This is a genomic window from Xanthomonas sp. LF02-5 (assembly GCF_034105325.1).
In the GTDB taxonomy this organism is placed as follows: Bacteria; Pseudomonadota; Gammaproteobacteria; order Xanthomonadales; family Xanthomonadaceae; genus Xanthomonas_A; species Xanthomonas_A sontii.
This window is the reverse complement of record NZ_JAXGGF010000007.1, coordinates 20196-39663: the sequence shown is the minus strand read 5'-3', so window position 1 is coordinate 39663 and position 19468 is coordinate 20196. Positions and strand designations below refer to the sequence as shown.

At 68.9% G+C, this 19468-nt stretch carries 14 protein-coding genes; 11 read left to right on the top strand and 3 right to left on the bottom strand.

Features of this window, described 5'->3' with window-relative positions; genetic code table 11:
* The first annotated feature begins 14 nt into the window (after positions 1–14).
* Complete coding sequence (locus SLW52_RS17260; protein WP_320740819.1) at positions 15–1295, top strand: MFS transporter; 1281 nt, start codon at positions 15–17, stop codon at positions 1293–1295.
* Here the strand turns inward: SLW52_RS17260 and SLW52_RS17255 are convergent.
* From SLW52_RS17255 to SLW52_RS17245, 3 genes are all read right to left on the bottom strand, one after another.
* Positions 1276–2613, bottom strand: coding sequence for a diguanylate cyclase (locus SLW52_RS17255; RefSeq protein ID WP_295910527.1), 1338 nt, complete (start codon positions 2611–2613; stop codon positions 1276–1278). The genes SLW52_RS17260 and SLW52_RS17255 overlap by 20 nt on opposite strands.
* Positions 2614–2701: 88 nt before the next feature.
* The gene (locus SLW52_RS17250; protein WP_320740818.1) at positions 2702–4009 is read right to left on the bottom strand and encodes an FAD-binding oxidoreductase; all 1308 of its coding nucleotides are present in this window, start codon (positions 4007–4009) and stop codon (positions 2702–2704) included.
* A gap of 105 nt (positions 4010–4114) precedes the next feature.
* The gene (locus SLW52_RS17245) at positions 4115–5494 is read right to left on the bottom strand and encodes a glutamine synthetase family protein (protein WP_320740817.1); all 1380 of its coding nucleotides are present in this window, start codon (positions 5492–5494) and stop codon (positions 4115–4117) included.
* Positions 5495–5762: 268 nt separating this feature from the next.
* Here SLW52_RS17245 and SLW52_RS17240 point away from each other — a divergent pair, with 268 nt between their 5' ends.
* From SLW52_RS17240 to SLW52_RS17195, 10 genes are all read left to right on the top strand, one after another.
* Positions 5763–6518 (top strand): gamma-glutamyl-gamma-aminobutyrate hydrolase family protein, encoded by a 756-nt coding sequence (locus SLW52_RS17240; RefSeq protein ID WP_295927709.1) that lies wholly within the window; start codon positions 5763–5765, stop codon positions 6516–6518.
* A gap of 5 nt (positions 6519–6523) precedes the next feature.
* Positions 6524–7906 carry a glutamine synthetase family protein gene (locus SLW52_RS17235; RefSeq protein ID WP_017908479.1) on the top strand — a complete coding sequence of 461 codons (1383 nt, stop codon included), beginning with the start codon at positions 6524–6526 and terminating at the stop codon, positions 7904–7906.
* A 934-nt stretch (positions 7907–8840) separates the two neighbouring features.
* Positions 8841–10205: an aspartate aminotransferase family protein gene (locus SLW52_RS17230; RefSeq protein WP_267116917.1), complete on the top strand. Its 1365-nt coding sequence runs from the start codon at positions 8841–8843 to the stop codon at positions 10203–10205.
* Positions 10206–10296: 91 nt separating this feature from the next.
* Entirely contained in the window at positions 10297–11418 is a 1122-nt protein-coding gene (locus tag SLW52_RS17225; protein ID WP_295921188.1) for a polyamine ABC transporter substrate-binding protein, read from the top strand.
* A 566-nt stretch (positions 11419–11984) separates the two neighbouring features.
* A complete protein-coding gene (locus SLW52_RS17220) occupies positions 11985–13253 on the top strand; it encodes an HlyD family secretion protein (protein WP_267101394.1) in 1269 nt (422 codons plus the stop codon).
* Positions 13250–14827 carry a DHA2 family efflux MFS transporter permease subunit gene (locus tag SLW52_RS17215; RefSeq protein ID WP_152236415.1) on the top strand — a complete coding sequence of 526 codons (1578 nt, stop codon included), beginning with the start codon at positions 13250–13252 and terminating at the stop codon, positions 14825–14827. Before SLW52_RS17220 ends, SLW52_RS17215 begins: the two co-directional genes overlap by 4 nt.
* A 13-nt stretch (positions 14828–14840) precedes the next feature.
* Positions 14841–16343, top strand: coding sequence for an efflux transporter outer membrane subunit (locus tag SLW52_RS17210; RefSeq protein ID WP_295937872.1), 1503 nt, complete (start codon positions 14841–14843; stop codon positions 16341–16343).
* Between the two features lie 172 nt (positions 16344–16515).
* Complete coding sequence (potA, locus tag SLW52_RS17205; protein WP_017912269.1) at positions 16516–17658, top strand: polyamine ABC transporter ATP-binding protein; 1143 nt, start codon at positions 16516–16518, stop codon at positions 17656–17658.
* Positions 17655–18617, top strand: coding sequence for an ABC transporter permease subunit (locus SLW52_RS17200; RefSeq protein ID WP_267119957.1), 963 nt, complete (start codon positions 17655–17657; stop codon positions 18615–18617). Before potA ends, SLW52_RS17200 begins: the two co-directional genes overlap by 4 nt.
* Positions 18614–19465 (top strand): ABC transporter permease subunit, encoded by an 852-nt coding sequence (locus SLW52_RS17195; protein ID WP_150410992.1) that lies wholly within the window; start codon positions 18614–18616, stop codon positions 19463–19465. The genes SLW52_RS17200 and SLW52_RS17195 overlap by 4 nt, the downstream gene beginning before the upstream one ends.
* Positions 19466–19468: the final 3 nt, after the last annotated feature.

The following is a 19468-nucleotide window of genomic DNA, read 5'->3' as shown; positions in this document are numbered from 1 at the left end:
TCGATGTCGCCTCCATGACCGTTGCCGCGTCTCCCGTTCCGCCCGTCAACTCGCCGCGTCGCGTGCTGCTGGCCAGCCTGGTCGGCACCACCATCGAGTTCTTCGACTTTTACATCTACGCCACCGCCGCGGTGCTGGTGTTCCCCAAGCTGTTCTTCCCCGAAGGCGATGCCGATGCGGCGCAGTTGCAGTCGCTGGCGACCTTCGCCGTGGCCTTCGTCGCGCGGCCGTTGGGATCGGCGCTGTTCGGCCATTTCGGCGACCGCATCGGCCGCAAGGCCACGCTGGTGGCGGCGCTGCTGACCATGGGCCTGTCCACCGTGCTGATCGGCCTGCTCCCCGGCTACGACCGGATCGGCCTGTGGGCGCCGGCGCTGCTGGTGTTGTGCCGCTTCGGCCAGGGCCTGGGCCTGGGCGGGGAGTGGGGCGGGGCGGTGCTGCTGGCCACCGAGAACGCGCCGCCGGGCAAGCGCGCCTGGTACGGCATGTTCCCGCAGTTGGGCGCGCCGCTGGGCTTCCTGCTGTGTTCGGGCATCTTCCTGCTGCTGGGCGCGCTGCTGGACGAGGCGCAGTTCCTGCGCTGGGGCTGGCGCATTCCGTTCGTCGCCAGCGCCCTGCTGGTGATCACCGGGCTGTGGGTGCGCCTGCGCATCCACGAGACCCCGGACTTCCAGCGCGCCCTGGACCGCAACGAACGCGTGCGCCTGCCGATGCAGACGGTGCTCTCGCAGCACATCGGCGCGACGCTGCTGGGCACGTTCGCCGTGCTGGCGACCTTCGTGCTGTTCTACCTGATGACGGTGTTCGCGCTGGGCTACGGCACCACCACGCTGCACTACAGCCGCGAGCAGTTCCTGCTGCTGCAGATGGTCGGCATCCTGTTCTTCGCCGCCGGCATCCCCTTGTCGGCCTGGTACGGCGACCGCCGCGGCACGCGCCCGGCGATGCTGGTGGCCAGTGTGGCCATCGTCGCGTTCGGGCTGCTCTTCGCGCCGCTGTTCCAGGCCGGGCAGCCCTGGCAGGTGCTGGGCTTCCTGGCGCTGGGGTTCTTCTTCATGGGCCTGACCTACGGCCCCTGCGGCACGCTGCTGGCCGAACTGTATCCGGTGCCGGTGCGCTACACAGGCGCCTCGCTGGCGTTCAACCTGGCCGGCATCGTCGGTGCGGCGCCGGCGCCGTATGTCGCGGTGTGGCTGGCCAAGCAGTACGGCCTGCCGTGGGTGGGCTACTACCTCAGCGCGGCGGCGCTGCTGACCTTGCTGGCCATGCTGGCGATCAGGCGGCCGCGTCGCTGAGCGCCGGCTCCGCCGGCGGCGCGTGTTCGACCCGGTTGCGGCCGCCGGCCTTGGCCAGGTACAGGTACTTGTCGGCCTCGGTCAGCAGCGGATGCAGGGTCTGCCGCTGCGGGCCGCTGCTGCTGACGCCGATGCTGATGGTGAGACGTAGGGTCTGCATGCCCAGCGGAATCGCGAGGTCGGCGATGCGCGCGCGCAGGCTTTCGAAGTAATCGGCGGCCGCGGCGGGGGCCAGGCCCGGCACCAGCATGCAGAATTCCTCGCCGCCGAAGCGCGCCACCATGTCCTGCGGGCGCGCGTGCGCGGCCAGGGTCGCCGCCACCGCGCGCAGCGCTTCGTCGCCGGCCTCGTGGCCGAAGGTGTCGTTGATGTGCTTGAAGTGGTCGATGTCGAGCATCGCAACGCAGACCGGCTCCTGCCGCGCCAGCCACTTCGCCAGCACGCGCTGGCTCTGTTCGAGGAAGTGCCGGCGGTTGGGCAGGCTGGTGAGGAAGTCGCGTGTCGCCAGGTCCTGCAGGGTGCCGATCAGCTCCAGCTGATCCACGTTCTGCGAGACCCGGCAGAAGAACTCCTCGCGCGAGAAGGGTTTGCGCAGGAAGTCGTTGGCGCCGTTCTTGAGGAAGCGCGGTACCAGCGACGGGTCGTTGTTGCCGGACAGGCCGATCACCGCCAGCATGTCGCGCGCGCGCAATGCGCGCAGCCGGCGGGTGAATTCCACGCCTTCCATGCCCGGCATTTCCTGGTCCACCACCGCCAGGCGGATGGACGGATTGGCCTCGATCGCGCGCAGCCCGGCGGCACCGTCGGCGGCCTCGACCACGCGGTAGCCGTACATCGACAGCAGGGAGGCGGCGTAGGCGCGCGCCGACGGCGAGTCGTCTACCACCAGCGCGGTGATGGAGCGGTTGCGCGCCAGTCGCTGCACCAGCCAGGCCAGGTAGTCGATGCTGTCCGGCGCGTTCTTCAGGACGAAGTCGATGATCTGCTGGGTCAGGATGCGCTTGCGCAGGCTCTCGTCGTAGACCCCGCTGACCACCACGGTGGGCAGCCCGCGCGCGACGAAGAAGTCCACGACGGTGTCGCGGTCGCCGTCGGCCAGCACCAGCCCGGTCAGCGCCAGGAACCAGGGGCCGCCGTCATCCAGGGCGGCGGCGGCCTCGGCCAGGGTGGAGACCACCACGACCGGCAGTTCGACCCGTTGCTCGATCGCCGCGCGCAGCAGGTCGGTGAAGGTACGCGAGTTTTCCACCAGCAGGATGCGCTGCTGTGCGGGGCTGCCGTCGGGGGCGATCGGGGCGATCGACAACGGGTGCGACATGCATGCCTCGCGGGCGGCAATCCAGGAATGGAACCCGGTTAGCGGCCGTGTGCGCGCAAACTTGAGGGCGGCGCTGGTACGTCGCTGGCTACCAGAGCGCGTCGCGCAGCTTGTACCAGGACATCGCCGCCACCAGCAGCGGCGTGCGCAGCAGGCGGCCGCCGGGGAAGGGCGCGTGCGGAATCCGTGCAAACACGTCCAGCCGCTGCGCCTGTCCGGCGATCGCCGCGGCGATGACCGCGCCGGCCAGGCCGGTGGCGGCCACCCCATGGCCGGAAAAGCCCTGGGCGAAGTACACGTTCGGGGTCAGCCGGCCCCAATGCGGGGCGCGGTTGCGGGTGATGTCGACGTAGCCGCCCCACACCGAGTCCATCTCGATCTGGCGCAACTGCGGGAACACCCGGCGCATGCGCCGGGTCATCACCCCGCGCAGGCCCGGCGGCGGCAGCGACGAATAGCTGGCGCGGCCGCCGAACAGCAGCCGGTGGTCGCGGCTGAGGCGGAAGTAGTCCAGCGCCCAGTTGACGTCGGCCACCGCCATGTCGTTGCCGATCAGTTCGCGGGCCAGCGCCTCGCCCAGTGGCGCGCTGGCGCCGATGTAGGTGCCGACCGGCATGATCCGCGATTCCAGCTCCGGGGCGATGCCGCGCAACCAGGCGTTGCCGGCGAGGATGGCGAACTCGCCCTCGACCTCGCCGTGCGCGCTGCGCAGGATCGGCCGCGCGCCGCGCACCAGCTGCGTGACCGGGGTCTGCTCGTGGATGCGCACCCCGGCCGCCAGCGCCGCCCGCGCCAGGCCGCGCGCGTAGTCCAGCGGATGCAGGTGGCCGCTGGCCGCGTCGTACATCGCGCCCAGGTAGCGTGGGCTGCGCAACTGCGACTGCAACTGCGCGCGGTCCCACCATTGCAGCGGATAGTCGTAGCGCTGCGCCATCTCGATGATGCCGGCGCGCAAGGCGCGTTCCTGGCGCGGCTTGATCGCTACGTGCGCATGGCCGTCGCGCCAGTCGCAGGCGATGCCATGGCGGGCGATGCGGGTACGCAGCAACTGCATGCCGTCGCGGGAGAAATCGAACAGCAGCCGCGCATCGTCCTGGCCGAGTAGGGCTTCCAGGGTGTGCTGCTCGCAGCCGTAGCCGACGATGGCCTGGCCGCCGTTGCGCCCGGATGCACCCCAGCCGATCCGCTGCGCCTCCAGCACCACCACCCGATACCCGGCCTCGGCCAGGGCCAGCGCCGCACTCAGTCCGGTATAGCCGGCGCCGAGGATGCACACGTCGGCGCGTACCTGACCTCGTAGTGGTTCCTGTTTCGGGAACGGTGCGGCGCTGTCGAGGTACCAGGACGCGCCGGGAATGGGGACTCGGGAATGGGTAATGGGAGAAGCGCCGGTCATGGCGGCGAACCGTTGCGATGACCCAGGCACACCACGCGCCGGGCTGCAGGCGCATTCGCGGTGCCTGCTTTCGATTCCCGATTCACCATTCCCGATTCCCAGCCTTCAAACCGTGCGCAAATACCAGCGATAGTCCACATCGCTGACCTGCGCCTGGAAGTCCAGCAGCTCGCGGCGTTTCTGCTGGCCGTAGATATGCCGGAAACGTGTGCCGAAGGCGGTGGCGGCGAAGTCGCTGTCCAGGAAGCGGGCGATCGCGCCGCGCCAGTCCGGTTCGCGTGCGGCGTGTTGCGCGTAGGCGTTGCCCTGGGTCGGCGGGCCGGGGTCTAGGCCCTGCGCCAGGCCGTGTTCGATGCCGGCCAGCACCGCTGCGACGACCAGGTAGGGATTGGCGTCGGCGCCGGCGATGCGGTGTTCGATGCGGGTGTTGGCCGGGTCGCTGTGCGGCACCCGCATCGCCACGGTGCGGTTGTTGAAGCCCCAGCTGTCGTTGAGCGGGACGAAGGCATTGGCGACGAAGCGCCGGTAGCTGTTGGCGTGCGGGGCGAACAGCAGCAGGCAGTCCTCGGCGCTGTGCTGCAATCCGCCGATGGCATGGCGCAGCGGCGCGGCCGGCGCCTGCGGGGTGCAAGCGAACACGTTGTGGCCGGCATCGTCGAGCAGGCTCACGTGCACGTGCAGACCGCTGCCGGATTGCGCGGCGAACGGCTTGGCCATGAAGCTGGCGAGCAGGCCCTGCTGCTGCGCGATCGCCTTGATCGCGCGCTTGAGCAGCACCGCATCGTCGCAGGCGGCCAGCGCATCGGCGCGGTGCTTGAGGTTGATCTCGAACTGGCCGGGCGCGTATTCGGCGACCGCGGTGTCGGCCGGGATGCCCTGCGCGCGGCAGGCCTGCGCGACCGCGTCGGTGAAGCCGCGCTGGTCGTCCAGTTCCTGCATGTAATAGACCTGGGTGCTGTCGTTGCGCAGTCCGCTGTGGGCGTGCAGCGGCGGCTGCGGGCGGCCGTGCGCGTCGGCGTGCGGGTCGAACAGGTAGAACTCCAGTTCCACCGCGATGACCGGTGTCAGCCCGCGTGCCTGCAGGCGGGCCAGCACCTGCGCCAGCACCTGGCGCGGGGCGAAGTCGAGCGCGCCGCCGGCGCCGTCCTGCATCGTTAGCAGCAGTTGCGCCGACGGCACCGGCGCCCACGGCACCGGCCGCAGACTGCCCGGCACCGGGAAACACAGCCGATCCTCGTCGCCGATGTCGTAGCCCAGCCCGGTTTCCTCGACGGTATTGCCGGTGATGTCGGTGGCGATCAGCGACATCGGCAGGCATACCCCGTCGCGGTAGACCTTGTCCAACGCGTCGCGGGCGATGCGCTTGCCGCGCAGCAGGCCGTTGCAGTCCGGCAGCAGCAGGTCGATCTGCTCGCAGCCGGCGATGCGCTGCAGGGTCTGGGCATCGTCCGGGGGCAGCAGCGGAGCGTCGTGCATGCGGGTCATCGCGGCGGACGGCGGGAGTGCTTGGAGCTTAGCAGAGCGCCATGGCGTCAAGAATACTCAACAGCGGCAGGAGGCGACGTGCCGACGCTCGCTCGCGCGGCACGCTGGCCGTGTTGCGCTTTTGCGGCACTGCGGAGGAATTTTTGCGGCATCGTGCAGGCCGGTCAGCGCCTCTGCAGGTGCGTTGTGCGCCGTGTCCCAGTGCGTGTCGTGTTGTAAAAATAAAACGCTCGCGGTAACTTGCGAGGACGCCACACGAGTTCTTCGCATGGCCGTATCGCCCCTGGTCGGCGTGCCGACCGACCGCAAGCTCATCGGCCAGCATCCGTTCCTGGCCGCGGGCGAAAAGTATCTGCGTGCCACCGTCGACGGGGCCGGGGTGACCCCGGTGCTGCTGCCGTCGCTGCAGCCCCCGGTCGACGCCCGCGCCTGGCTGACGCGGCTCGACGGCCTGCTGCTGACCGGCGCGGTCAGCAATATCGAGCCGCACCATTACAGCGACGAGCCGAGCTGGCTCGGCAACCTGCATGACCCGGCGCGCGACGCCAACACGCTGGACCTGATTCCGCAGGCGATCTCGCTGGGCCTGCCGATCCTGGCGATCTGCCGCGGCTTCCAGGAAGTCAACGTCGCCCTCGGCGGCACCCTGCACCAGAAGGTGCACGCGCAGCCGGGGCTGTCCGATCACCGCGAGGATCCGCAGGCGCCGCTGGAAGCGCAGTACGCGCCGGCGCACGAGGTGGCGCTGAGCGAAGGCGGTTGGCTGGAGGAGATCGCCGGCCGCGGGCGGGTGCGGGTCAACTCGCTGCACGGCCAGGGCGTGGCCCGGCTCGGCGGCGACCTGATCGTCGAGGCGCTGGCGCCGGACGGGCTGATCGAGGCCTTCCGCGGCATCGGCCCCGGTTTCCTGCTCGGTGTGCAATGGCATCCGGAGTGGCGGGTCCTCGACGACCCGTTCTATCTCGGTATCTTCCAATCCTTCGGCGACGCCTGTCGCCACTATGCGGCCAGCCGCAGGCACTGATTCCCATGGCCAGTCGACCCCGATCGCGCAAGCACACCCCGGAACAGCAGGAAAGCTCGCTGCGGCGCTGGCTCAAGGAACGCCACATCACCGAGGTCGAGTGCCTGGTGCCGGACATCACCGGCAACGCGCGCGGCAAGATCATTCCCGCCGCCAAGTTCTCGCACGACTACGGCACGCGCCTGCCCGAGGGCATCTTCGCCACCACCGTCACCGGCGACTACCCGGACGACTACTACGACCTGACTTCTCCGTCGGATTCGGACATGCAGCTGCGCCCGGACCCGGACACGGTGCGCATGGTGCCGTGGGCCGCCGATCCCACCGCGCAGGTGATCCACGATTGCTATACCAAGGAAGGTCAGCCGCACGAACTGGCGCCGCGCAACGTGCTGCGCGGGGTGCTGGAGGCGTATGCGGCGATCGGCTGCAAGCCGGTGGTGGCGCCGGAGCTGGAGTTCTTCCTGGTGCAGAAGAACACCGACCCGGACTTTCCGTTGCTGCCGCCGGCCGGCCGCTCGGGGCGGCCGGAGACGGCACGGCAGTCGTACTCGATCGACGCGGTCAACGAGTTCGATCCGATCCTGGACCTGATGTACGACTATTGCGACGCGATGGAGCTGGACGTGGACACGCTGATCCACGAATCCGGCGCGGCGCAGCTGGAGGTCAACTTCACCCACGATGACGCGCTGTCGCGCGCCGACCAGGTGTTCCTGTTCAAGCGCACCATGCGCGAGGCGGCGCTGCGCCACGGCGTCTACGCCACCTTCCTGGCCAAGCCGATGGAGAACGAGCCGGGCAGTGCGATGCACATCCACCAGAGCCTGGTGGACAAGCACGGCAAGAACGTCTTCAGCGGCCGCCGCGCCGGCGAGTACAGCCGCACCTTCGCCCATTACCTGGCGGGCCTGCAGAAGTACGTGCCGATGGCGATGGCGTTCTTCGCGCCCAACGTCAATTCCTACCGCCGGCTGATGTTCGGCGAGGTGTCGCCGAGCAATGTGCTGTGGGGCTTCGACAACCGCACCTGCGGCCTGCGCGTACCGATCGACACGATCGAGAACATGCGCGTGGAGAGCCGCTTCGCCGGCTCCGACGCCAATCCCTATCTGGCGATGGCGGCGACGCTGGCCTGCGGCTTGCTCGGAATCCGCGAGAAGCTCGAGCCGACCGAGCCGACCACCGGCAGCGGCAAGGAGATGGGCTATCAGTTGCCGCGCTCGCTGGGCGAGGCGCTGGACGAGCTGGAGCGTTGTGCGCCGTTGCAGGAGTTGCTGGGGCCGCGTTTCGTGCGGGCGTACATTTCGGTCAAGCGCAAGGAGTACGAGACGTTCTTCCGGGTGATCAGTTCGTGGGAGCGGGAGTTTTTGTTGTTGAACGTGTGAGTTCCTGGTGCCTTTCGTGGCTCGCGTGATGCCTACGCTCTGCAGCAGATTCGATCTTGCCGTTGCCGTTGCTTTTGCTGTTGCTTCGGTTGTTGCTTTTGACTTACCGGGTTCCCTTCCGTAGCGGCGGCCATCGCGGGGAAACACCCGAAGGGCGGCGTACATGGATGTACGCCGTCCGCGGCAGGGGCAGGATGCCCCTTCCGCGGATCCCCGTGATGGACGCGGACCCGGAGCGCGCAGCGCGGAGGGCGCGAAGGCAGGGCGCGCTTTCTTTTGGTTACCTTTTCTTTGCGCGAGCAAAGAAAAGTAACTCGCCCGAAAGGGCGAAAGCCTTTAAAGCTTTTGCTGTTGCTTCAAGCTTGAGTGTCAGACGAGAAGAACTGTAGGAGCGGCGTCAGCCGCGACAGACACGGCTGATCGCCTCGGTCGCGGCTGACGCCGCTCCTACAGTTCAGCCACGGCGGAAGCATCTTCAAGAGCAAAGCTTTCGCCTGGCGGCGAGTCACTTTGATCAGCCTTCGGCTGCTGAGAAGCACTTCTTTGCTTGTGCAAAGAAAAGTAACCAAAAGAAAGCACACCCTGCCTCGCGCCCTCCGCGCTAACGCGCTCCGGGTCCGCGTCCAACCCGGGGATTCGCGGAAGGGGCATCCTGCCCCTGCCGCGAACGGCGCACGTCCATGTGCGCCGCCCCTTCGGGGTTTTTCCCCGGGCCGGCCGCCGCTTCGGAAGGGAACCCGTTAAAGCAAAAGCAACGGCAAAAGCAACGGCAACGGCAACGGCAACGGCAAAGGCAAAGGCAAAGGCAAAGGCAAGGGCAAGGGCAAAGGCAAGGGCAAGGGCAAAGACAGCAAGAGCAAGAGCAAGAGCAACAGCAACAGCAACAGCAAAGCCTGGCCGCGGTAGCGGCCTTGGTACCGACATTGGAGTGGATATGGACCCGATCGACACGCGCGCCCTGCAGGACTTGGATGCCGCGCACCACCTGCACCCGTTCAACGACAACGCCGCCCTGGCGCAGAAAGGCACCCGCATCCTCACCCGCGGCGATGGCGCCTACGTCTGGGATGCCGACGGCAACCAGTTGCTGGATGCCTTCGCCGGCCTGTGGTGCGTCAACGTCGGCTACGGGCGCAAGGAACTCGGCCAGGCCGCCGCGCGGCAGATGGAACAGCTGGCGTACTACAACAGCTTCTTCCAGTGCACCACCGAACCCACCATCCGCCTGGCCGCCAAGCTCGCCGAACTGGCGCCCGGCGACCTCGACCATGCCTTCTTCACCAACTCCGGCTCCGAGGCCAACGACACCATCCTGCGCCTGGTGCGGCACTTCTGGGCTGTGCAGGACCAGCCGCAGAAGACCATCTTCATCGGCCGCCACGACGGCTACCACGGCACCACCATGGCCGGCGCCAGCCTCGGCGGGATGAAGGGCATGCACCGCCAGGGCGGCCTGCCGATCCCCGACATCCACCACATCGATCCGCCGTACTGGTTCGGTGACGGCGGCGACATGGATCCGGAGGAATACGGGCTGCTCGCCGCGCGGCGGCTGGAGGACAAGATCCTGGAACTGGGGCCGGAGCGGGTGGCCGCGTTCATCGGCGAGCCGATCATGGGCGCGATCGGCGTGTACATTCCGCCGCGCAGCTACTGGCCGGAGATCGAGCGCATCTGCCGCCGCTACGACGTGCTGCTGGTCGCCGACGAGGTGATCTGCGGCTTCGGCCGCACCGGCGAATGGTTCGGGTCGCAACACTTCGGCTTCCAGCCGGACGTGATGACCATCGCCAAGGGCATCACCTCCGGCTACATCCCGCTCGGCGCGGCGATGTTCGGCACGCGCGTGGCCACGGTGCTGAAGGAGCAGGGCGGCGAGTTGGCGCATGGCTGCACCTATTCCGGGCACCCGGTGTGCGCGGCGGTGGCGCTGGAGAACCTGCGCCTGCTGCAGGAAGAGGGCATCGTCGAACGCGCGCGCAACGAGATCGCGCCGTACCTGGCGCAACGCTGGGCCGAGCTGGGCGAGCACCGGCTGGTGGGCGAGGCGCGCATCGTCGGCATGATCGGCGCGCTGGAACTGGTGCCGGACAAGCCGCGCCGGCAGTACTTCCCCGAGCGCGGCAAGGTCGGCGCATTGTGCCGCGACAATGCGCTGCGCCGCGGCCTGATCCTGCGCGCCACCAACGACGCGATGCTGCTGTCGCCGCCGCTGATCCTCAGCCGTGCCCAGGTCGACGAACTGTTCGACAAGGCCTGGCTGGCGCTGGAGGATACGGCCCAGGCGCTGGGCAAATAGCCCGGCGCTGGGTAGTCTGGAACGTCCACCCCGGATCCGGCGCGCGGCGCCGATCTTCCCCCTCTTGCCCATGGACCTGCGGAGACCTGCCATGACCTTGCGACTGCTCACTCTTTCCCTGGCCACGGCGCTGCTCGCCGGCTGCGGCGGCTCCGGCGGCGATGCGGACAAGGCAGGGCAGGGCGAGGCGAAGGTGCTCAACGTGTACAACTACTCGGACTACATCGCCGAGAACACGATTCCCGACTTCGAGAAGCAGAGCGGGATCAAGGTCACCTACGACGTCTTCGACAGCGACGAGATGGTGGAGACCAAGCTGCTGGCCGGCGGCAGCGGCTACGACGTGGTGGTGCCGACGCTGAACTTCTTCGGCCGGCAGATCCAGGCCGGCGTGTTCCTGCCGCTGGACAAGAGCAAGATCCCGAACCTGGCCAATCTCGATCCGCAGATCATGCAGCGCATCGCGCAGCAGGATCCGGGCAACAAGTACGGCGTGCCGTACATGGTCGGCACCACCGGCATCGGCTACAACGTGGACAAGGTCAAGGCCGCGTTCGGCAGCACCGACATCGCCAACAGTTGGGACCTGGTGTTCAAGCCGGAGAACCTGTCCAAGCTCAAGGACTGCGGCGTGACCCTGCTGGACACGCCCTCGGACCTGATCCCGATCGCGCTGCATTACCTGGGCGAGGATCCGCACACCACCGACCCGGCCAAGATCGAGCAGGCCGCGGCGCTGATCAAGCGCATCCGCCCCTACGTGCAGAACTTCCACTCCTCGCAGTACGTGACCTCGCTGGCCAACGGCAGCACCTGCCTGGCGGTGGGCTGGTCCGGCGACATCATCCAGGCCCGCGACCGCGCCGAGGAAGCCAAGAACGGCGTGCACGTGGCCTATTCGATTCCCAAGGAAGGCGCGCCGCAGTGGTTCGACATGCTGGCCATCCCCAAGGACGCCAAGCATCCGGAGAACGCCTACGCGTTCATCAACTACCTGCTGACGCCCAAGGTGGCCGCGGCCAATACCGACTTCATCCACTACGCCAACCCGGTGCCGCAGGCGACCCCGCTGGTGGACGCGGCGATCCGCAACGATCCCACCATCTATCCGCCGCCGGACGTGGCCGCGAAGATGTTCACCTATTCGATCAACCCGCCCGAAGTTGACAAGCTGTACACCCGCCTGTGGACGGAGATCAAGACCGGCCGTTGAGCCGGTGGCGTTGCGGTCCGGGTAAGGCTTTGCGGGTTGACCCGGACCGCTATCGCGCTGCGCTTGCCCGAGCGGCCAGGGGGAGCGTAAGCGGCTGTTGTGGGAGGGACTTCAGTCCCGACGCGATGCTGCCTGGGACGCATCGCGTCTTCGCCCGTCGCGGCTGAAGCCGCTCTTACCTCTTTGCGGGTCCACGCAGGCACCGCGCCGGCACGCTCTCCCGGTTGAGATCGGAGCCGGCAACACCCTCTCCCGCAGGAGCGGCTTCAGCCGCGACGGGCCGTCCCGATCGCGCCCCGTCGCGCGGCCGAAGGGCGCCCCGACACATCGCTCCCCCCATCGGGATGAGAGACCGGGGACATCGCTCCCTCGGCCAAGCGGCCGGGTCGGGCGCCGCACAGCGTCCGCCATCGCGGCGACGCCGCAGCGCCACCGCCACCGCCACGCCGCGCTCACGCACTCTGTACTCACCGGTACAAATAATGCGCCGGCTGGCGTACGCTACCGTTTGGTGGCGTCGCCGTTCCGACCCGGCGACGTTCTTCCTCTCCCCAGGAATCAGCGACTTGAGCAACCACGACCCAGACTCCTCACAGGCGCCGCGGCAGGCCGCCGCGCGCGACGCCCATGCCGGCCAGGGCCAGTCCGGCTCGCCCCGGGACGACAAGGGCCATGACGGCAAGGGCCAAGACGACGACGGCAAGTCCGACACGCCGTCGCCGCTGAAGAACCCCAAGGTCAAATGGACCCTGCTGCTGATCGGCCTGCTGGTGGTGATCGGCCTGGTAGTGTGGCTGATCTATTATCTCACCACCGGCCGCTACCTGCAGGAGACCAACAACGCCTATCTGCAGGCCGATACGGTGGCGGTGGCGCCGCGGGTCAACGGCTACGTGACCGCGGTGTATGTGCGCGACAACCAGAGCGTGGCCGCCGGGCAGCCGCTGCTGGAGATCGACCCGCGCACCTACCGCGCCACCCTGGAGCAGGCGCAGGCCGCGATCGCGGTGCGCCAGGCCGACATCGCCGCCGCCGAGGCCGGGCTGCAGGCGCAGCGCGCCAGCCTGCTGCAGGCGCGCACCCAGGTCACTGCCGCCGCCGCCAGCCTGCGCTTCGCTCAGGGCGAGGCCAAGCGCTTCGGGCCGTTGGCCGCGTCCGGCGCCGACACCCACGAACACTACGAAAGCATCGTCCACGACCGCGACCGCGCGCAGGCGCAGTTCGACGCGGCCAAGGCCCAGGTCGTCGCTGCGGAGAGCCAGGTGCAGGGCACCAGCGCCAAGCTCGACCAGGCCCGCGCCGGGCTGGTGCAGGCGCAGGCCGACGCCGCGCAGGCGGAAGTGGCGGTGGAGGACACCCGCCTGACCGCGCGCATCGCCGGCCGCATCGGCGACAAGACCGTGCAGGTCGGCCAGTTCGTCGCGGCCGGCACCCGGTTGATGAGCGTGGTGCCGGTGGACGCGCTGTACCTGAGCGCCAACTTCAAGGAAACCCAGGTCGGGCTGATGCGGCCGGGGCAGCCGGCGCGGATCGAGGTCGATGCGCTATCCGGGGTGGAACTGGATGGCGTGGTCGAGAGCATCGCCCCGGGTACCGGGTCGCAGTTCGCGCTGCTGCCGCCGGAGAACGCCACCGGCAACTTCACCAAGGTGGTGCAGCGGGTGCCGGTGCGGATCCGCCTCAAGGCCGGCGCCGAGGCGCGCAAGGTGCTGGTGCCGGGCATGTCGGTGACGGTGACGGTCGATACGCGCAGCGCCAAGGATGCCAAGGAGCGCGTGGAGGAAGAGGACGCGCAGGGCCAGGATGCGGTCGCCCCGCGCGGGCGCACCCCGTGAGCGAAGCGGCCGCGGCGGCTGGCGCGCAGGCGCCGGGCAAGGCCGACACCGGGGCCTGGCTGGCGGTGGCCGCCGGCACCATCGGTTCGTTCATGGCGACGCTGGACATCTCCATCGTCAACGCCGCACTGCCGACCATCCAGGGCGAGGTCGGGGCCAGCGGCACCGAGGGCACCTGGATCTCGACCTCCTACCTGGTCGCCGAGATCGTGATGATCCCGCTGACCGGCTGGTTCGTGCGCACCCTGGGGCTGCGCAACTTCCTGCTGATCTGCGCGCTGCTGTTCACCTTCTTCTCGGTGGTGTGCGGGCTGTCCAGCAGCCTGACCATGATGATCCTCGGCCGGGTCGGCCAGGGCTTCGCCGGCGGCGCGCTGATCCCCACCGCGCTGACCATCGTCGCCACGCGCCTGCCGCCGGCGCAGCAGACCCTGGGCACGGCGCTGTTCGGCATGACCGTGATCCTGGGTCCGGTGATCGGGCCGCTGCTGGGCGGCTGGCTCACCGAGAACGTGAGCTGGCACTACGCGTTCTTCCTCAACGTGCCGGTCTGTGCCGGCCTGGTGGCGCTGCTGCTGCTCGGGCTGCCGCACGAGCGCATGTATCTGCGCGGTCTGCTCGACGCCGACTGGCTCGGCATCTTCGGCCTGACCGCCGGACTGGGCGCGCTCACCGTGGTGCTGGAAGAAGGCCAGCGCGAGCGCTGGTTCGAATCCACCGAGATCGTGCTGCTGAGCGTGGTGTCGCTGGTCGGCTTCATCGCCCTGGTGGGCTCGCAATTCCTCAGCCGGCAGCCGGTGATCCGCCTGTCGATCCTGCTGCAGCGCAGTTTCGGCGCGGTGTTCGTGATGGTGATGGCGGTAGGCATGATCCTGTTCGGGGTCATGTACATGATCCCGCAGTTCCTGGCGGTGATCTCCGGCTACAACACCGAGCAGTCCGGCTACGTGGTGCTGCTGTCGGGCGTCCCCACGGTGCTGCTGATGCCGATGATGCCCAAGCTGCTGACCACGGTGGATGTGCGCGTGCTGGTGCTCGGCGGGTTGAGCTGCTTCGCCGCGGCCTGCTTCGTCAACATGCACCTCACCGCCGAGTCGGTCGGCATGCATTTCGTCGCCGGGCAGCTGCTGCAGGGCTGCGGGCTGGCGCTGGCGATGATGTCGCTCAACCAGGCGGCGATCTCCTCGGTGCCGCCGGACCTGGCCGGCGACGCCTCGGGCCTGTTCAATGCCGCGCGCAACATGGGCGGCTCGATCGGCCTGGCGCTGATCTCCACCTTCCAGGAGCGGCGCATGGTGTTCCATACGCAGATGCTCGGCAGCGGCACCACCGCCAATTCGCCGCTGGCGCAGGACTACCTGCACGGCATCGCCGCGCAACTGCAGTCGGTGTCCGGCGCCGGCGCGGCGATGCAGTCGCTGGCGCAACTGGCGCGGCTGGTGCAGCAGCAGGCCCTGGTGATGACCTACAACGATCTGTTCTGGATCTTCGGGGTGATCGTGGTCTGCACGATCCCGCTGGCGTTCCTGCTCAAGCCGCTGCCCAAGGGCGGCGCTCCGCTCGCGATGCATTGAGGATTCCATGGCCCTGCGTTTCTCCCGCGTTCTCGTCGCCGCCGCGCTGCCCTCGCTGCTGTCGGCCTGCATGCTCGGCCCGGACTACGTGAAGCCGCCGCCGGTGGCCGAGGCGGCGCTGGCGCAGCCGCGGCTGCACCGCGCCGATGCCACGGCCGCGGCCGCCGGCGTGGTGCCGGCACCGCCGCCGCAGCGCTGGTGGGACACCCTGCAGGATCCGCAATTGACCATGCTGGTCGAGCAGGCCCTGCAGCACAGCCCGAACCTGCGGGTGGCGCAGGCGCGCCTGCGCGCCTCGCGCGCGCTGGTCGACCAGCGCCACGCCGAGCAGTTGCCCAGCGTTGGCGCCAACGCGGCCTATCTCAACGCGCGCGCGCCGGATGCGCTGACCGACCGCCTGGGCAGCATCGCCGCCGGCACCGGCCAGCCGGTGGAGATCGATCCGCGCGCGCAGCTCTACAGCGTCGGCATCGATGCCAGCTGGGAACTGGATTTCTTCGGCCGCCGCCGCCGCGCCAGCGAGGGCGCACTGGCCGATGCCCAGGCCGACGAGGCCGACCTCGCCGACACCCAGGTGCAGATTGCCGCCGAAGTGGGGCAGGCCTACCTGGGCTACCGCAGCACGCGTGCGCGCATGGCCGTGGCCCAGCGCAACCTGGAGGCTGCCCGGCAGACCCTGCAGCTGACCCGGCAGCGCCGCGAGCGCGGCGCCGACGCCGACCTGCAGGTGGAACGCGCGCAGGCGCAACTGCAGCAACAGGAAGCGGTACTCCCGGACCTGCAGGCGCAGGCGCAGGTGGCGCTGGACCAGTTGGCGCTGATGATCGGCCGCGAGCCCGGCGCGCTCGATGCCGAACTGGCCGCCGACCGGCCGTTGCCGACGCTGCCGGCGACGGTGCCGGTGGACGACGCCGGCGCGCTGATCCGCCGGCGCCCGGACGTGCGCCGCGCCGAGCGCCAGCTGGCCGCCTCGTCGGCGAAGATCGGCGAAGCGCTGACCGCGTACTTCCCGCAGGTCACGCTGCTGGGCAACATCGGCATGGCCGCGACCTCGCCGGGCGATCTCGGTCGCGACGCCGTCAACAGCGTGGTGGCGCCGTTCCTGCGCTGGTCGATCTTCGATTTCGGCGGCACCCGCGCCAAGGTCGAGCAGGCCCGCGCCGGCAACGCCGCGCGGCTGGCCGCCTACGAAGGCACGGTGCTGGCCGCGCTGCAGGATGCCAACGGCGCCCTGGCGCGGTTCGGCGCCGCGCGCCAGCAGGCGCTGGCCGCGGACAAGGCCGCCGCCTCGGCCGATCGTTCCGCTGCGTTGCTGCAGCAACGCTATGCCGCCGGCGCCTCGTCGCTGATCGATGCGCTGGATGTGCAGCGCCAGCAGGCCTCCGCCCAGGACAGTGCGCTGCAGGCGCATACCCAGGTGCTGCTGCGCTACGTGGCCCTGCAGAAGAGCCTGGGCCTGGGCTGGGGAGAACCGCAGGCATCGGCGTCCGCGCCAGCGCCAGCCACGGCGCAGTAAGCGCGCCGCTTCTGCGAATCCCCAATCCCGACTCCCGAATCCCGCGCCGCCGCGCGGCGTGGCCGCCGCGGTATCGCCGACGCGGTGCCCACGGCTACACTGAGGCTCACCGCGCCGCGGTCGCCGCCGCAGCGGCGCTCCGCACGACGGCGTGCTTCACGGGGAATCACCGATGGCGTTGAGCGAAGCGAGAACCGACCATCTGCCGGCACCGCCGCCGGCCAAGGGCGCCGGCTATGTGTCCATCGCCGGCCTGCGCAAGGAATTCGACGGGTTCGTCGCGCTGGACGACATCGATCTGGACATCGGCCAGGGCGAGATCTTCGCGCTGCTCGGCGGTTCCGGCAGCGGCAAGTCGACGCTGCTGCGCTGCCTGGGCGGGTTCGAGCAGCCCAGCCGCGGCCGCATCGTGCTCGACGGCCAGCCGCTGGATGGGCTGCCGCCGTACCAGCGCCCGCTCAACATGATGTTCCAGTCCTACGCGCTGTTCCCGCACATGAGCGTGGAGCAGAACATCGCCTTCGGGCTGAAGCAGGACGGCCTGTCGCGCAGCGCCATCGCCAGCCGTGTCGGCGAGATGCTGGAGCTGGTGCGGCTGGGCACGCTCGGCAAGCGCAAGCCGCACCAGCTCTCCGGCGGCCAGCAGCAGCGCGTGGCGCTGGCGCGCTCGCTGGCCAAGCGGCCGAAACTGCTGCTGCTGGACGAGCCGATGGGCGCGCTGGACAAGAAGCTGCGCTCGCAGATGCAGCTGGAACTGGTCTCGATCATCGAGACCTCGGGGGTGACCTGCGTGATGGTCACCCACGACCAGGAGGAGGCGATGACCATGGCCACGCGCATCGCGCTGATGGAGCAGGGCCGCATCCGCCAGGTCGGCACGCCGGGCGACATCTACGAGTCGCCGAATAGCCGTTTCGTCGCCGAGTTCATCGGCTCGGTGAACATGTTCGAGGGCCGCATCGGCGAGGACCATCCCGACCACGTGACCGTGCTCTGCCCGCAGTTCCCGGTGCCGATCTACATCAGCCACGGCATCACCGGCGTGGAAGGGCAGGAGGTGGCGTTCGCGGTGCGTCCGGAAAAGGTCTGGATCACCAAGGGCGAACCGGAGCAGACCTACAACAAGGCGCGCGGCACCATCGAGGACATCGCCTATTTCGGCAGCCACTCGATCTTCCACGTGCGCCTGCCCAGCGGCATCCGCGTGCAATCCAACTTCGCCAACCAGAAGCGCTGGGACAGCGAAGGCATGACCTGGGGCGACACGGTGTGGGTGTCGTGGGACGACAACGACGGCGTGGTGCTGACCGCATGAGCGCGCCCGTCGTCCCGGTGCCGCCGCAACCGACGCCACGGCTGCGCCTGCAGCAGCGCTTGCGCCTGGGGTCGCTACCGGCGCTGCGCTGGCTGGTGATCGCCGCGCCGTACCTGTGGCTGCTGCTGTTCTTCGCGATCCCCTTCCTGATCGTGCTGCGCATCTCCTTCGCCGAGCAGGCGATCCGCAGCCCGCCGTACAGCGCACTGCTGGAGTTCCGCGACGGCGCACTGACGCTGAAGCTGACCCTGCAGAACTACCTGGCGCTGCTGCGCGACCACCAGTACATCGAGGCCTACTGGGGCTCGATCAAGATCGCCGGCATCTCCACCGCGCTGACCCTGCTGATCGGTTACCCGATGGCCTACGCGATCGCGCGGCTGTCGCCGTCGGCGCGCAACATCGCGATGATGCTGGTGGTGCTGCCGTCGTGGACCTCGTTCCTGATCCGCGTCTACGCCTGGATCGGCATCCTCGACAGCAATGGCGTGCTCAACCGGGCGCTGTTGGCGCTGGGCCTGATCGATGCGCCGCTTCATATCCTGTACACGCCGGTCGCCGCCTACATCGGCATCGTCTACTGCTATCTGCCGTTCATGGTGCTGCCGCTGTACGCGACCCTGGTCAAGCTCGATCAGCGCCTGCTCGAGGCCGCCTACGATCTCGGCGCGCCGCCGTGGAAGGCGTTCCTGACCGTGACCCTGCCGCTGTCGCGGCCGGGCATCGTCGCCGGCTGCATGCTGGTGATGATCCCGGCGGTGGGCGAGTTCGTGATCCCGGAGATGCTCGGCGGCCCGGACACGCTGATGATCGGCCGGGTGCTGTGGGGCGAGTTCTTCAACAACCGCGACTGGCCGACCGCCTCGGCGGTGGCGATCGCGATGCTGGCGCTGCTGATGGTGCCGATCCTGATCTTCAACCGCTACCAGCAGCGCCAGCTCGAAGGCGGTCAGGCATGAGCGGCGCGCGCGGCGGCATGGGCAGGGTATTGCGCTGGACGGTGCTGGGCGCCGGCTTCGCCTTCCTGTACCTGCCGATCCTGCTGTTGATGGTGTATTCGTTCAACGCCTCCAAGCTGGCGACGGTGTGGGCCGGCTTCTCCACCAAGTGGTACGGCGAACTGCTGCGCGACCGGCAGATCCTGCAGGCGGCGTGGATCAGCCTGAAGGTGGCGTTCTGGACCGCCACCGCGTCGATGGTGCTCGGCACGCTGGCGGCGATGGCGATGACCCGCTTCCGCCGCTTCCCCAGCAAGAGCCTGTTCGGCGCGCTGGTGACCGCGCCGCTGGTGATGCCGGAGGTGATCATCGGCCTGTCGATCATGATGATGCTGGTATCGATGGGCGGCGTGCTCGGCATCCCGCCCAAGGGGGTGATGGCGATCTGGGCCGCGCATGTCACCTTCACCCTGTCCTTCGTCACCGTGGTGGTGTCCTCGCGCCTGCAGGAACTGGACCGCTCGCTGGAAGAGGCGGCGATGGACCTTGGCGCCAACCGGCTCAAGGTGTTCTTCCTGATCACCGTGCCGATCATCGCCCCGGCGCTGGTGTCGGGCTGGCTGCTGGCGTTCACCCTGTCGCTGGACGACGTGGTGATCGCCAACTTCGTCGCCGGCCCGGATTCGACCACGCTGCCGATGACCGTGTTCTCCTCGGTGCGCATGGGCCTGAAGCCCAAGATCAACGCGCTGGCCACGCTGATGGTGCTGGCGGTCTCGATCGCCGCGTTTGTTGGCTGGTGGCTGATGGCGCGCAGCGAGAAGCGCCGCCAGCGCGACATGCAGTTGGCGCAACAGCAGGGGGGATGATGT